Origin of the sequence: Olivibacter domesticus, assembly GCF_900109575.1 — a bacterium.
GTDB classification, from domain to species: domain Bacteria; phylum Bacteroidota; class Bacteroidia; order Sphingobacteriales; family Sphingobacteriaceae; genus Olivibacter; species Olivibacter domesticus.
In genome coordinates this window covers 135,012-150,768 of sequence record NZ_FOAF01000006.1, presented here as the reverse complement: position 1 = coordinate 150,768, position 15,757 = coordinate 135,012, and the positions used below count along the sequence as shown (strand labels likewise).

The 15,757-nt window shown below is 34.0% G+C and carries 15 protein-coding genes; all 15 read left to right on the top strand.

The features are described 5' to 3' along the window. Positions 1-3: 3 nt before the first annotated feature. The 15 genes from BMY50_RS19610 to BMY50_RS19540 are packed head-to-tail and all read left to right on the top strand — an operon-like array spanning position 4 to position 15,364. Positions 4-711: an acylneuraminate cytidylyltransferase family protein gene (locus tag BMY50_RS19610; protein WP_093327886.1), complete on the top strand. Its 708-nt coding sequence runs from the start codon at positions 4-6 to the stop codon at positions 709-711. Continuing rightward, positions 692-1,192, top strand: a complete 501-nt coding sequence (locus BMY50_RS28495; RefSeq protein WP_093327884.1) for an acyltransferase — start codon at positions 692-694, stop codon at positions 1,190-1,192. Before BMY50_RS19610 ends, BMY50_RS28495 begins: the two co-directional genes overlap by 20 nt. Next, on the top strand, positions 1,185-2,582 hold the full coding sequence (locus BMY50_RS19600; RefSeq protein WP_093327881.1) for a lipopolysaccharide biosynthesis protein: 1,398 nt from the start codon (positions 1,185-1,187) through the stop codon (positions 2,580-2,582). Before BMY50_RS28495 ends, BMY50_RS19600 begins: the two co-directional genes overlap by 8 nt. Next, positions 2,579-3,937: a hypothetical protein gene (locus BMY50_RS19595; RefSeq protein WP_093327879.1), complete on the top strand. Its 1,359-nt coding sequence runs from the start codon at positions 2,579-2,581 to the stop codon at positions 3,935-3,937. The genes BMY50_RS19600 and BMY50_RS19595 overlap by 4 nt, the downstream gene beginning before the upstream one ends. 30 nt (positions 3,938-3,967) lie before the next feature. Beyond that, positions 3,968-4,639, top strand: a complete 672-nt coding sequence (locus BMY50_RS19590; protein ID WP_238383830.1) for a xenobiotic acyltransferase family protein — start codon at positions 3,968-3,970, stop codon at positions 4,637-4,639. Between the two features lie 23 nt (positions 4,640-4,662). Further along, positions 4,663-5,718: a glycosyltransferase family 2 protein gene (locus BMY50_RS19585; protein WP_093327877.1), complete on the top strand. Its 1,056-nt coding sequence runs from the start codon at positions 4,663-4,665 to the stop codon at positions 5,716-5,718. Positions 5,719-5,740: 22 nt separating this feature from the next. Further along, the gene (locus tag BMY50_RS28340; protein WP_093327874.1) at positions 5,741-7,075 is read left to right on the top strand and encodes a hypothetical protein; all 1,335 of its coding nucleotides are present in this window, start codon (positions 5,741-5,743) and stop codon (positions 7,073-7,075) included. Next, entirely contained in the window at positions 7,059-8,282 is a 1,224-nt protein-coding gene (locus tag BMY50_RS19575; RefSeq protein ID WP_093327871.1) for a glycosyltransferase, read from the top strand. The genes BMY50_RS28340 and BMY50_RS19575 overlap by 17 nt, the downstream gene beginning before the upstream one ends. A 33-nt stretch (positions 8,283-8,315) precedes the next feature. Beyond that, positions 8,316-9,500, top strand: a complete 1,185-nt coding sequence (locus BMY50_RS19570; protein WP_093327869.1) for a hypothetical protein — start codon at positions 8,316-8,318, stop codon at positions 9,498-9,500. 39 nt (positions 9,501-9,539) lie between these two features. Further along, on the top strand, positions 9,540-10,631 hold the full coding sequence (locus tag BMY50_RS19565) for a glycosyltransferase family 4 protein (protein ID WP_093327866.1): 1,092 nt from the start codon (positions 9,540-9,542) through the stop codon (positions 10,629-10,631). A gap of 28 nt (positions 10,632-10,659) precedes the next feature. Then, positions 10,660-11,745, top strand: coding sequence for a non-hydrolyzing UDP-N-acetylglucosamine 2-epimerase (gene wecB, locus BMY50_RS19560; RefSeq protein WP_093327864.1), 1,086 nt, complete (start codon positions 10,660-10,662; stop codon positions 11,743-11,745). Positions 11,746-11,792: 47 nt separating this feature from the next. Then, positions 11,793-12,992 carry a glycosyltransferase family 4 protein gene (locus BMY50_RS19555; RefSeq protein ID WP_093327861.1) on the top strand — a complete coding sequence of 400 codons (1,200 nt, stop codon included), beginning with the start codon at positions 11,793-11,795 and terminating at the stop codon, positions 12,990-12,992. Then, positions 12,979-13,893, top strand: a complete 915-nt coding sequence (locus BMY50_RS19550) for an NAD-dependent epimerase/dehydratase family protein (RefSeq protein ID WP_093327859.1) — start codon at positions 12,979-12,981, stop codon at positions 13,891-13,893. Before BMY50_RS19555 ends, BMY50_RS19550 begins: the two co-directional genes overlap by 14 nt. Next, positions 13,890-14,846: an MraY family glycosyltransferase gene (locus BMY50_RS19545; protein ID WP_093327856.1), complete on the top strand. Its 957-nt coding sequence runs from the start codon at positions 13,890-13,892 to the stop codon at positions 14,844-14,846. The genes BMY50_RS19550 and BMY50_RS19545 overlap by 4 nt, the downstream gene beginning before the upstream one ends. Next, complete coding sequence (locus BMY50_RS19540; protein WP_093327854.1) at positions 14,846-15,364, top strand: PglD-related sugar-binding protein; 519 nt, start codon at positions 14,846-14,848, stop codon at positions 15,362-15,364. Before BMY50_RS19545 ends, BMY50_RS19540 begins: the two co-directional genes overlap by 1 nt. The last annotated feature ends 393 nt before the right edge of the window (positions 15,365-15,757 follow it).

Genomic DNA, 15,757 nt, shown 5'->3' with positions numbered 1-15,757 from the left:
ATAATGTTAGCGATTATTCCAGCGAGGGGCGGATCAAAAGGACTGCCTGGCAAAAATATTAAATTATTGGCAGGAAAACCTTTACTCGCCTACACTATTGAGGCGGCTTTAAAAGCTAAAGACATTACACGCGTAATTATTAGTACAGATAGTGACGAGATTGCAAAGATCGCCATTAAGTATGGTGCAGAGTGTCCGTTCTTGCGTCCGTCCGAACTTTCTACAGATTCAGCCCGTTCTGTAGATGTATATAAACACGCAATGAATTGGCTACAAATAAATAAAGACGATGTTGTCGATAGTGTTGTAATACTACAGCCTACTAGTCCGCTTAGAACAAATTTAGACATAGACAAAGCTATCTCCATCTTCTATGAAAAGAATGCCGATTCTGTTGTTAGTTATTGTCAAGAACACCATCCAATAAAGTGGCATAAATACATTACTCCTGACGGAAAATTTGAAAATATTTTTGAAGAGTCTATCAACAACCGACAATTAGAGCGTCCAAGTTTTTTTCCAAATGGAGCTATTTATATATTCAAAAGGACATTAATCGAAACCGAAAAATATTATACAGCCAAATCATATGCTTATATTATGGACAGAAGAAATTCTATAGATATAGATACACTAGACGATTTTGAATATGTGGAATTTTTACTAAATAGGAATACAATAAATTATAGTGATGAAGAGGATCCTGATTAAAATTTTTAACCAATTAAAGCATTGGAGTGAATTACAACGCCAAGATGAATTAAGAAGAAAATACAACATCCATGACTCATTTAGATTTAATGGTGATAATATACTGTTTTATGGTGATGGGGAATTAATTATTGATGAAGGATCGTATATTGGAAGTCTCTCAACAATTCAAGTTTTCAAGAGACAAAAAGTGACTATTGGGAAGGGGTGTAGTATCAGCCATAACGTTAGAATGTACACATGTTCAAAAGATCCTAATTGGGATTTTAAAGATAAAAAAAATGCTCCTGACAAGAGAGGAAACATAGTTATTGAAGATTATGTGTGGATTGGGGCAAATGTATTTATCAATCCGGGTGTTAGAATTGGAGAAAATGCCGTAGTGGGTGCAAATTCTGTGGTGACTAAAGATATAGAGCCTTGGTCCATTTACGGAGGAGTGCCTGCAAAGTTAATTAGAATGAAAAAAATTAATGTTTAAAAAGTTATTTTCACATACTGCAATTTATGGTTTAGCGCCTCAAGTATCTAAGATCGCCGGAATTTTTGCGTTACCTATAATAACGAAACATCTTTCAGAAATTGATTTTGGTGTTTATGGAGTTATAACTGCAATTGCAGGAAGTATAGCAGTTTTAGCAAATTTAGGTTTGAATGTGATTTTATCAAATAGCTTCTTCAAATCACCTGGGCAATATAAATGGGCATGGCGTCAGATATATGGCTTTTTAATTTTATGGAATTTTCCTTTTTCTGTATTACTAGGACTTCTCCTCTATTTTTTTATTCCTCCAGAAGCGTCTAAGGACAGTTTAGGGATAATAATATTAAATGTACTGCCAATTGTATTTTTTGGACCTACATCAATAATTGGAACAATGTACTATCAATTGCGTCAAAAACCATTTCAAGTTGCTATAAGATCAGCTATCTTTGGTTTTATTAGTGTTGGTTTGAATGTTCTATTTATTGCAGGATTCAAAATGGGCTATATGGGGTGGTTTTGGTCTATTTGTATATCAACTATGCTTAATCAACTTTCGTATTGGTGGCCTCTTAATCGAAAACTTGGTTTTTCGCCAATTTTTAATTTTAAATTGCGATATATAAAAAATTCCTTAAAAATTTCGCTTCCAACAGTTCCTCATTATTATTCTGCATATTTACTTGACACCTCTGATCGTGCAGTAATGAAAGTTCTAGATGTGAATACAGGAGATATCGGTAAATATAACGCAGCATATACCGTGGCTAATTTAATTCAAAAACTAGGTATTGCCGCTGGGCAGGCATTAGGTCCAATGTTAAACCAGGCTTACAAAAATAAAAATGAAAAAAGTGCGAGAAGTTTAATCTTTGTTTTACAAGCGTTTTTTTTAGCCCTTACCTTTTTACTTTCTATTTGGTTGAAGGAGATCTTTTATTTTTTAATTAAGAATAAGGAATTATCTAGGGTTTACCCGTTGGGGATCGTTATTGTTATGGCATACAACTATAGACCGATGTATTTCGGTGCAAATTACCGATTAATGTATAACGAAAAAACTAAAGTTCTTTTGAAAGTAACATTTATCGCGGGTATAGTGAATGTAATTTTAAATTTTATTTTAATAGGTTTTTTTGGCTATAAAATGGCAGCATTTACAACATTTATCGCATTATTGTATATGGGATACGCTGGTTATTTTCTCAAGGAATATAAAGAAACGAAAGTTCTTAATTATTATCCATTGCTTTGGCTTAGCTTAACAATAATTTTGACATTTGCCGCATATTTTCTTGTTGAGTTGGCACTAATATCAAAGGTTCTCATTTCTTTCAGCATGTTGTTGGTAATATTATTTGTTATAAGGAAAATAAGGCTATCATGAAAAGAAAGGATGTTATAGATTTTATTTCAACGATGGAAATAAAATACCCAGTAAATGAATGGAAAATAGGAGACATAGATCTTTGGCCAATTATTAAAATGGACATATTTTTTAGGTGGTATAAAAGCCAAACCAAACCCGATATACAGCGAAAGAGACGTAACATTATAAAAAAGGCTTTTGATATTTTGAAATCTTTCCGCTCCGTTTTTGCATTTGTTCTTAAGCAGCCTATCACTATAAATAATGTGTATTGTGGTTCCGCTTCTCACCGAATAGAACATGACGGTGTGTTTATCAATAGGTTTTTTTTACCGCTTATTAATACAAGCAAAAACAGAGATCATCTTGAAATTGAATATGGTGCTAGAGACTTTACAAAAAACTATTCCAACTCAAATGAGATTCTTTTTGTACAAGATTTTTATGATTTTTTTTACTTAATAAAGTCGTTTCATGGGAAAGATAAAATGCATATTCCTAGTTACGATTCATTTTTAGAAGATGTCCAAGCAAATGTTATTAAACTCCCAGATAATTATAAAAATATTATTTACTCCAAATACAATTCTGTGTTAATCTATTCCCGTATTTTTAAGATGATTCTTAAAAAGCATAAACCTGCTAATGTAACTGGTCTGTGTTACTATGATAATGCTATGTTTGGGATGCATTATGCGGCTAATGCTATGGGTATTAGCAATATAGATATGCAGCACGGAGGGCAAGGACCATTACATCCGATGTATAATTTTTCTACGCTTCCAAAAAAAGGTTTTTTTGGGAATGTTCCACAAAAGTTCTGGTGTTGGGATCAAGCATCTACTAATTTGATAGAAAAGTGGGCTTTAAAATCAAATTTTATCTCTGTAATAAATGGAGGCAACCCATGGATCGATTATGCTGTAAATAAATATTCTAAAGATGGCACTTATTACTTTCCCAGAGAAACACGTATTATTCTTGTAACTTTACAAGAGCGGGAATTGCAAAATAATATAATTGACGCTATTCAACTCTCTTCGACAGAATATCAATGGTGGATACGTTTGCATCCAAGGATGATGGAAGGAAAAGAGGGCATTAGAAAACAGTTGGAAGGTCTAAATATTTCTAATTTTGAAATAGAAAAAGCGACAGATTATCCATTGCCAGTTATATTAAGGAATTGTTTCCTTCATATTTCAAAGTATTCGGGTTCTATTATAGAAGCTGGATTATTAGGAGTTAAGAGTCTGATTGTTGATCCCATTGGGATTGAAACGTTTAGTCATTACCTCGAAACAGGAGATGCAATTGACGCATGCGACAAAACGGGAGCTGAACTTGTCGGGATAATCAAATCAATTGCTTAACATATATAAAAGGATTTAATTAGAAGATTCATGGGATTAATATCTAGATTGAAAAATAGGATCAATCACTTTCTAAAAAGGAGTTTACTAGATTCTAATGTGATAATTGGCCGGAACATTAAACTGGGTAAAGGTATCACTTTAAAGGGATCAATAATTAGTGGTGAAATAATTGTAGGCGCCGGTTGTAAAATTTACAAAGCTCATATGAACGGAAAGATTGAAATTGGTGAAAATACGTCAATATGGGGGCCTAATATTGTTTTAGAAACTAACATTAATAAAATTACTATTGGGAATTATTGTTCGATAGCAAGGAATGTTATCATTCAAGAATACAACCATAATGTAAACAGATTTACCACGTATTACTTGAATAAAAATATTCTGGAAAATAATATTGAAGATACAATCTCTAAAGGAGATGTTAATATAGGACACGACGTTTGGATAGGGTCAAATGCCGTGATTTTAAGTGGCGTTACCATAGGTACGGGAGCAGTAGTTGGCGCCAATAGCGTGGTGACAAAGGATATACCTGCATATGCCATTGTCGGGGGGAGTCCGGCAAAATTAATTAAATATCGATTTAAGGAAAATGTTATTCAAGAACTATTAAGACTGGCTTGGTGGAATTGGCCTGTTAAAGAAATAATAAGCCGACATGAGGAATTAGACCTGTTAGTAAGAGAAGGTAAATAATTAGAGCCAAATAATTTCAATTGATGAATAAGATTACGGTAGTCTGCCCGCTGTACAATAAAGCCAAGTATATCGAAAGTACCATCAGTTCAGTGCAAAGTCAATTATACCAAAATTGGGAGTTGTTAATAATTGATGACGGATCCAATGACGGTTCCTATGAGCTAGTACAAAAAATTATATTGGAATCAAAAAGTGACAATATATATTTAATAAAAAGGAGTGACTATAAGCAGAATAAAGGTGCTTCTGTATGCCGGAATATAGGTATTCAATTAGCTAAGGGAGATTTTGTTTTGTTCTTAGATGCTGATGATTTGTTAGTAAGACAATGCTTATCTCAGAGAATTGAATGTGTGAAACAATACCCAAATTTTTCATATTATATATTTAATGTGGCATATTTTAAGACAAACATTGAAAATATTTATGCAAAAGCAAAGCCCGATTTTATTGAAATAATAAATTTTTTCTTGGCAAGTAATAAACATAAGTTTTGTTTAGGTAGTTTTTTAAAATTTAATCTGTTGTGGCATACTTCTGGACCTTTATGGAGAAGAGAAGCATTAGAGAGCCTAAATGGGTTTGATGAAAGCTTTCAGAGATTGCAAGATCCGGAATTGCATACACGAGCGCTGTTAAATGAGAATTTGTCCTTTAAGTATTTGAAAATAAAAACTAAATATGATGTTTTGCATCGTATGGACGAAGATCGTGGTGTGTGGAATAAGGATGAATTTATTGACAAGCAGGTTAAATCTACAATAAAGTATATAGAGCTTTTTTCTGGTAAACTTATAGAGCAAGGAAAGAAAAAATATTTAAAGAAACTGCAAGGATTCTTATTATGGGGAGAGATAGTAACCTATCGCCTTTTATTGACGAAGGAGGAGTCTAATTTAATAGAATCTATGAGACGTTCGTTAGCACAGATATATAATTTAAGGGTGGTGGAGAAAATAGTTACAAGAAAATATAAGATTTTTATTTTTTTCTTTCGATGTAGTCTAAAAAGCTCCTTTTCTCTTAAAATAAAAACGCCAGGCATATTAGCTTTTTTGTATAAACAGATTATCTGATTGATTTCCAAGTATGAGATAGATGATAACAAAGAGAAATATTGGTTGGTTGGAATATTCTTTAGACTTCACACTAGTCTTCTTGTTTATTTATGGTGTGACGTTTAAATTCACTGGTTTTGCAGGGTCAAAATTGGTGATTATCTTTCTATTAGTTATTCTTAATAAAAGAAGGATCTTGGAACAATTACTCGCCAATAAATTTGTCAAATATACTTTTGTAATTTGGATTCTTATTAGCACTCATTACTATGCTGTCACAGTGTTTTCTGGGCACTATTCGTGGGTTTTCTTATATCAGAGATTCCTGTTTTATTTTGAATGCGTAGTAGGCTCTTTTTTAGTGTGGTTTTATTTAGATCGAAAATATACATTAAATCAGATTTGTATGTTGCTAGTTAAGATATTTCTACTACAATCAATATTGATTTTTCTCTCATTTGTAAGCGACGGTTTTAGAGAATTTACGAACAAAATTATGGTTGTTGAGGACGAAAGAGCTTTGTCCGCGACCCGCACAAGAGGATTCAGTACATCCGTCAACGCAGCATTATCTTATTTGCAAAGTTTAGGAGTATGGATCTCCGTAATATATTTTTGTGTCTTTAAAAAGAAAGAAAGGGGCAAACTTAGTACCATTATTTGTTTGTTAGCTATAATAATTATTACACTATCCACAATCTTTATTGCAAGGACGGGGATGATCTTCTGTATTCTTTTTATTTTGAGCTATCTTTTCCAATTTGCAATAAATAATAAATCCTTTTTCAAAACCTTTTTCTACTCTATATTAATAATGTCCTGCGTCGTAGTAATCGCCACAAACTATGAGATTTTCATACCTCAACAAAAGCTTGCACTTTTTAAGGAAAGAGTAGTTAATAGAGCGTTTGAGGCGATTGAAACCTATAATAAAAGTGGTAAACTGGAAACAACATCAACGAACATTTTAAGTAATATGTTTTTTTTTCCTGAACATGATGTTGACTTAATTTTTGGGGAAGGGATATGGGACGCTAGTAGAGTTGGAAGAGGAGGAAAGAGCCGTGTAGTCGGTTCGGATGTAGGGTTTGTGAGACTTATTTTTGCAGGCGGAATTATCATGGTTATCGTTTTTTATAGCCAAGTTTTTGTGTTTCTGAAACAATTATTAGGTACTTCTTTAGGTAAGCATTATTGGACGGGTATAGTGTGTCTTGGACTAGTAATTATTATTGGAGAATTTAAAGAGCCTTTTGTTATAGCTGCTTCGGGCATTGTAAAAACTTTCTTTTTGATTCTCTTTGCATTTACACTTACAGATAAAAGTTTTAAGAACCAAAGTACTAACCAATTAGCACATGCCAAAAATGATTAAGGATAATGTATTGATTTGTTTTACAGCTTCTTTTCCATACGGGAACAAAGAAACATTTTTTGAAAATGAATTGCCATATTTGTCCGTAGCTTTTGAAAGGGTTATTATTTACCCGTTGTACAACCCAACAAGTAACGAAAGTAAACGCAAAGTACCGATCAATGTTGATGTATATCCAACCTTTGTTTCAAAAAACAAGGCAATTAGGGTGTTTAGTGGTATTTTTAACTTTAGTCCAGTTTCTTATTATATAAAAGACTTATTTGAACAAAAGGTATACCTTTCTGTTTTCAATATAAAAAAATGGTTCAATTCGTTACTTAGTTTTAGAACGTCTTATGCTACGCTGAAAGAAAGGCTAAAGAAAATAGATAAAAAGTGTATGTTATACTCGTATTGGGCGGAAGCGCCTTTATTTGTAACGAGTTTATGTAAGCAGAAAGTCAAGGTTATAAGAATGCATAGGTCAGACTTTTATTTAGAAGTAAATAATAATTATCTTCCTTTAAGACAGCAGATATATGATAGCTCAGACCTACTTTTGCCCATATCTAGAGACATTGCTGAAACGCTGAAGTCACATTATAATATAAATGAGAGAAAAATTTTTCTAAATTATTTAGGTGTGGATAACAATAAAGGACCTCAAATATACAACTATGATAGTTCTTTAATAAGAATAGTATCCTGTAGTAGAGTCGATCCTATAAAGCGTGTTGACTTAATTGCAGAGGCCCTTTTAAAGTATCAAGGTAGTAAAAAAATTGAATGGCATCATTTTGGTGATGGAATGCTTTTTGAGGCTCTAAAGAAGAAAGTCAAAGAAACATTGAGGGAGAATGTACAAATATATTTGCACGGCTGGTCTACCCAGGAACAAATATATAATTTTTATGAAACGAATGAGGTTACTTGGTTTATCAATGTAAGCCTGCACGAGGGTGTGCCTGTAAGTATAATGGAAGCGTTGTCATTTGGAATACCTGTTATTGCAACTAATGTTGGCGGAACGGCAGAAAGTGTTAATGAAACAAATGGTTTTATTGTCCCCGTTACAATTAATTCAGAGGAGTTACTAAACAAGATACTTGAGATCGAGGACCGGTCTTATTTGGAAAGAAGAAATCAAGCATTTATCACATGGAAGAGTCAGTTTGTAGCAAAAACCAATTATGATAATTTGGTGGAAAAATTGAAATCTTTATAAGAATATTATTGCCATAATGTAAATTTTTTTGATATGAGATATTTAATTCTGATATGGACCACTTTCTTCTTTAACGTGGTTACAATTAATGTGGAAGGCGAGTCTGTAAATTTAAATCGTTCAAAAAATGTACAAATAAGTGACGACGTTGTTGATGGTGAGTATGTTGGAGGACTTAACAATGGTACTCCTGTGTATAAAAACATTGTAAATAAACGCACCTATAATGTGAAAAATAAAACCGAATTAATTGATGCCTTAAAAAGGTCTAAAAGGGGAGAAGTGGTATATATTAAAGATGATGCGGTAATTGACCTAAGTAATGTGAAAAAATTAATAATTCCGGGTGGGGTTACTTTAGCTAGTGGTAGAGGAAAGGGAAATAGCAAGGGAGCTCTTCTTTTTACTAAAACTAACGGAACTAGGCCCTTGATTGGAACAGGAGGGAACGACATAAGAATAACTGGTATTCGGATCGAAGGGCCCGATACCGAAATATACGCTAAGGGTAATGCATTAGCGGGTAAATCCGCCGAGGATTTAAAGAAAAATAGACTTAATTACTATCGTAAAAATATGTATGGAGTGCCTGTGTCTGATGGAGTAACAAGTTGGCATCAAAACCTTGAGATAGACAATTGTGAATTATATGGATGGACCTACGGAGCTATTCATTTGCGCGGTAAGGGGGTTAGATCAAATATACATCATAATTATATTCATCATAATCAACGTTTTGGGCTCGGATACGGAGTGGTCTTAGATGGTTCAACTGCTTTAATAAAAGCTAACCTATTTGATTTTAATAGGCACTCAGTTGCGGGAACAGGCCGGAAAAATACGGGGTACGAGGTGTGCTATAATAAATTTATGGAAAATAATAATGGAACATGGGCAATCGACATGCACGGAGGTAAGGATAGAAATGATGGTACAGATTTGGCAGGCTCTGACCTGCTAATCCATAATAACACAATTAGGCTAAATGACGGTGCCCTAGCCGTTGTTATCCGAGGCATTCCTTCAAAAGAGGCCAAAATTTATGATAATCAAATCATTTGTATAAATAAAAAAGTAACTAGGAAAACAATTTCAAGTTTAAAAAATAATGTGTCTTCTAAGGCTAATGTGTCTAGATTCGATCAGAATCATTTTATTCAGCAAAGAAATGCACAGGGTAAATTTTCTGTTTCCAATAATAAAGTAGAGCAAAATTAAATTGACTTAATAATTTTAGATTTAACTGTAACGAACTAGATGGGAAGAGGTCTCCATATTAATAGCTATTATTTTACCAATCGTATCCATTATCATTTTCGAAAAAAAGTTTCCAGCCTTAGAGACGAGCACTTGTACTATATTCCGGTTTATAAGGGGGCGAAAAAAAATTTCAATGATGAGGAAATTGAATACTTTAATATTTATAACAAATGGGATAAGAAGTTTTTCTTTAGCAAAATTTGGAAAAGTGTATTAAAAGTTAGGAAGCTTTTTAGTTCCTCTCAGTTCGATTACATCCATGCGCATACTTTAATTAGTGATGGGCTAGTTGGTTTTTTTATTTCTATTTTAAACAAAAAGCCTTTGGTTATTACAATTCGTAATAGCGATGTTAATTTTTTTATTCCAAATAAAATTTTTAAGGTGTTGGGAGCAATGGTGCTACGGCGAGCATCACTAGTGATTTTCTTATCCCCGTCTTATAAATTTAGAATTGAAACTCTCTATCCATTCACTGTTGGAAAACAAAGACTCATTTTACCAAATGGGCTTGATGATTTTTGGATTCAGAACCTGCTAGGTGAAAATAAATCACATGAAATGAATCAGGTAGTTAAATTGCTTTTTGTTGGAAAAATTGATGACAATAAGAATTTAAATATTTTAATGAATTTTTTAGAAAACCACGATGATCGGGTTTATGAACTTCATGTTGTTGGATCAAATATTAATAATGTTGATTTTAAAGGATTCAATTCGCGGTTAAGAAATAAAAATAAGACAGTTTACTATGGTGAAGTGTCTGATAAGGCTAAGTTACTCAAAATTTATAGATCCTGTGACATCTTTGTATTGTTGTCATTTAAGGAGACATTTGGTATTAGTTATTTAGAAGCAATGTCGCAAGGATTACCAGTGATTTATACTAAAAACGAAGGCATTGACGGATACTTTAGCGACGGTGAGGTAGGGTATTCTTGTGAGCCGAATAATCCCGAAATGTTGACGCTTTTAATTGACAATATTATAAATGACTACAATTCAAAGAGTATAAAAGCTGTTAAACAAGCAGGAAAATTTTCTTGGGACAGTATTATAGATGTATATGAAAAAAATGTTAACTTTTAGAATTTGACCCCTTCTATTTAGATACAATATGGAAATAACAATAATTGCTGGGGCTCGTCCCAATTTTATGAAAATAGCTCCTATCATAGATGTTATAAAAATTAGAAAAGAACAAGGAGTAGAAGTTGATTATCGCTTAATACATACTGGACAGCACTATGATAAAAAAATGAGTGGCGATTTTTTTGAACAATTGGGAATTCCTGAGCCGCATGCCAATTTAGAAGCAGGTGGAGGTAGTCAGGCTGAGCAGACGGCTGCTATCATGGTTCGTTTCGAAAAAGAGCTCATGGAAAATCCAACTGATTTGGTTTTGGTGGTTGGAGATGTAACCTCAACAATGGCTTGTGCAATTGTTGCGCAAAAACTACGTACAAGGGTGGCTCACGTTGAAGCAGGCATTAGATCGGGTGATTGGACAATGCCTGAGGAAATAAATAGATTGGTAACCGATAGCATAACGAACTATTTTTTTACAACTTCTGAAATAGCCAATAGAAACTTAAAAACTTCTGGCGTAGAAGAAGAACGGATATTCTTTGTTGGAAATACCATGATTGACACCTTGCTTAAACAAATGCCTAGGTTTAGGCAGCCCGATGTGTGGAATACTTTGGGATTGAGAGTAAAAGAATATATTGTAATGACGTTGCATCGTCCTGCTAACGTAGATCAAGAGGACTCTCTTAACAATCTTATAAACACCATTGTCGAATCTTCTAATGGAATGCCTCTAGTGTTTCCTGTTCATCCGCGTACTGCGAAGATGCTCGAAAATGCAGGTATTAAGGCTCCAAATCTACATCTGATCGATCCGTTAGGATACCTGGAATTTAACTATCTTGTTCAACATGCTAAGGCTGTTGTGACGGATTCAGGCGGTATCACAGAAGAAACAACGGTTATGGGCATACCCTGTATGACTTTAAGGGATAATACAGAACGACCTGAAACATGTAATATTGGTACCAATGAATTATTAGGTACGAATCCGGCGGCTATTCCTCCTGCATTCGAAAAGCTTCTTGAAGGTAACTGGAAAAAAGGTAGCATCCCTGAGCTTTGGGATGGTAAAACAGCGGAAAGAATCATAGATGCTATTTTAAAGTTATAATTAAACAGCTTATAAAGTTTACGCTTACATACATCACTTTATTTTTAATGAAAATTGTTTATTTCTATCAATACTTTTCAACTCCTAAAGGTGCTTGGGGTACCAGAGTTTACGAATTCGCTAAAGAATGGGTAAAGGCAGGGCATGAAGTTACTGTTGTATCAAGCGTATATAGTAAATCAGATATTAAAGCAAAAAGGTTAATCGAAGATCAATATTTTGAAGGAGTTCATGTGAAGGTACTAAATGTTCGGATCGACAACAAACAATCCTTTTTAAAGAGGATATGGTCTTTCATAGCCTACAGTGTGCTGTCGTGTTACTATGCCTTGACATTGAAAGCCGATGTAGTGATTGCTTCGTCAGGACCAATCACAGTTGGGTTACCAGGATTGATAGCACGGTATATCCGAAAACGAAAACTAGTTTTCGAGACACGGGATTTATGGCCCGAAGGTGCTATAGAGTTGGGGATTATAAAAAATCGAACAATAAAGAGCTTCGCTTATTGGTTTGAGAAAAAATGTTATTTAGCTTCATCTCACATTGTTACTTTATCTCCGGGGATGACCCAAAACATAAAAAGAAGGTTTAATCTCACGAAGGTTACTGATGTTACAAATGCGGCGAATATCTCCTTGTTTTCCAATCCGGTGAGTTTTGATGCTTCATATGTAAAAGCAAAAAAGTATGCAGTTTATACAGGGAACATAGGAATGGTCAATAATTCTTATTGGTTGTTTGAAGCTGCACGATATTTAAAGCAAATTGGTCGAGATGACATTGTAATTTTGTTAATCGGTGAAGGACAACAAAGAGAAGAGCTGGAGCAAAAGGCGAAAGAAGAAGGTATTTCAAATTTTATTCGCCTAGGTTTAATGCCAAAAAGCGAACTAGTTGGTTATGTACAAAACGCTGTTGCTTCTCTTGTACCGTTGAAAGGTACACCAGTGCTAGACACCTCTTCTCCGAATAAATTCTTCGAGTCCTTGGCGGCTGGGGTTCCAGTGATACAAAATACTCAGGGATGGATGAAGGATTTTTTATTGAAACATGAGGTTGGCTACACACTTAACCCGAATGATCCTGAGGAGCTAGCAAACAAATTGATTTGGATGGCTGATAATCCAGAAATCATTAATGAGATGGGACATCGAGCATTATCGACGGCAAAAGAGTTCTTCGATAAAGATTATTTGGCAAATAAGATGTTAAATGTTCTGGAGGAGGTGCATGGATCGAAATAATTTACTTCTAACTGGCGCGAGCGGATTCTTAGGTGCAATTTTAAAAGAAAAATTGAATAAACAAGGCAACGAAATTTATGGTCTTGGTAGAGATAAGCAAGAAGTTAGCGCTGATATTACGAGCAGCTTTGTTTTTCCTAGTGACTTAAAAATAGACGTTGTTATCCATGCTGCTGGGAAAGCTCATTCAGTACCTAAATCTTCGAAAGAAGTAAGGGAATTTTATGATGTTAATTTTGAAGGGACAAAAAATATTTGTGCAGCACTCGAACAGATCAAACAACTTCCAAAAGCTTTTATTTTTATTAGTACGGTATCGGTTTATGGGCGAGATTTCGGAAATCTGATTTCGGAAAAACACCCTTTAAACGGGGTAACCCCTTATGCTCAAAGTAAAATTATGGCCGAAAAGTGGTTAACTGAATGGTGTGGAGCTAGAGGAGTTAAACTGAGCATTTTGAGATTACCACTAGTAGCCGGTCCTAATCCTCCTGGCAATTTAGGCGCGATGATTACTGGTATACGTTCTGGAAAGTATCTAAGCATAGGAAAAGCAGACGCGAATAAAAGTATAGTTTGGGCGGAGGATATAACAGAAATAATACCTAAACTGATTGAATTGGGAGGTGTTTATAATTTAACAGATGGTTACCACCCGTGTTTTAGTGAGCTGGAAACTCGTATTAGTACATCTATTGGAAAAAGAAAACCTAAAAAAATCTCAATGTGGCTTGCTAGATGTCTTGGTTTCCTCGGTGATTTACTTGGAGAAAGGTTTCCCTTAAATTCGATAAAACTGAAAAAAATTACTTCGCCATTAACATTTGATGATTCGAAGGCTGTAAAGGAACTTGGTTGGACCCCATCCAGGGTATTAGATAAAATTGCTGAAATAATATGATCTACTTTCTTATTACTGGAGTTTTGTTGATCTTAGAAATTAGCTACTTTCGCATAGCTGATCATTTCAATATTATTGATAAACCTAATCATCGTAGTTCTCATACATCTATTACTATTAGAGGAGGGGGGATTATATTTTATATAGCAACATTTATTTACTTTTTCTGGTCTGAATTTCAGTATCCTTATTTTTTCTTTGGACTTACACTTATGGCTTTAATTAGCTTTCTAGATGATATATTTACGCTTTCTAATAAATTGCGAATAACAATCCATCTCGTCTCAGTACTATTGTTATTATATCAAATTGAACTTTTTAGTTTAACTTGGTTTATGCTGCCAATAGCCGTCATCGTCATAATTGGGGTGATAAATGCCTATAACTTCATGGATGGTATTAATGGCATCACAACAGCATATAGCTTCGCTGTTTTGTTTTTATTGTGGCTAACAAATAGAGAAACCCCTTATGTGGATGAACAATTATTATATTGTGTGGCGATTGGTAATCTCGTGTTTGCCTTTTTTAATTTCAGACAAAAAGCCAAGTGCTTCGCCGGTGATGTGGGAAGTGTTAGCATGGCTTTTATATTGATTTTTTTCTTGTCACTACTAATTTTATCATCAGGTAACCTGATTTATTTGTTGTTTTTAGCTACGTATGGTGTAGACACGGTATGGACAATCTTAAGACGACTATATAAGAAAGAGAATATTTTTGAAGCACATCGTTCGCATCTATATCAATATTTAGCCAATGAAGCGAAAATCAACAAATTGGGTGTTTCATTTGCTTATGGTGCAATTCAAACATTAATTGGAGTGGCCGTTATTTATATGACAAAATATACGCTGATTACACAGGTTACATTTTCAATAGCTTGTTTATTGCTTCTTAGTGCTGCTTATTTATTGATTAAACACAATCTTCTTAAAAAATACAATTTATAATGGAGAAGTCTCTTCTATTATATGGAAAAGGAGGGCATAGCGTCGTTTTACAAGATTGTGCAAAACGACTGGGTTATTCTGTAGTTGGGTTTTTTGACGAGCAACATCCTTATGTGCCTACTTATTTATCAACGATTCCACTACTAATTGCCATAGGTGCTCCGTCAATACGTAAAAGAGTAGCGGAGCATTGTTATGCACATTCCTTCATGAGTCTCATTCATCCATCGGCTACGGTGGCTGAAAATGTTGAAATTGGGGAGGGGTCTGTCGTACTGGCTGGTGCTGTTATTCAACCAGGAGCTAAAATAGGTAAACATGTTATCATAAATGCAAATGTAACGATCGATCATGATGCCATCGTTAAAGATTACGTAACAACCTATCCAGGTGTATATATAGGTGCTGGGGCCACCGTTGAAGATGGAGTACTTATTCATTCGAATGCCGTTATAATGCGGAGAGTCAGCATAGCATCATTTGCTGAAATTGAACCAGCATCCGTGCTAAAAGCGTGATTTTTTTGAATTAATGAGTATGTTTTGTATAGTTTTGTATACATAAAAAGTTAGCTAAAAATACTTAATTTTGAGATTTTTATTTTAGGTGTACCTGTTATAGTACAGTTTGTCTTTTTTTTAATAGTAATAAAAAATCAGCAAGGAGCTTCTCCAAAGGAAAAAATCTTTATTTATAAAATCAGGTTCTCTTTTACCCTTCCGTATATGGCTTGGTACAATTTGTTATTTACGGCACAAATTTTGTTCTTAGCATCACACTTCTTTTTATAGAAGTTATATAAACTGTAAAAAACTGAGAATAAATAGTGAGATGTAAGGGGAAATCTTTTAGAAATATACCTATTTCCAGCGATTGATAAAGTGTGTAATTTATTCTAAAATTGATGCTTA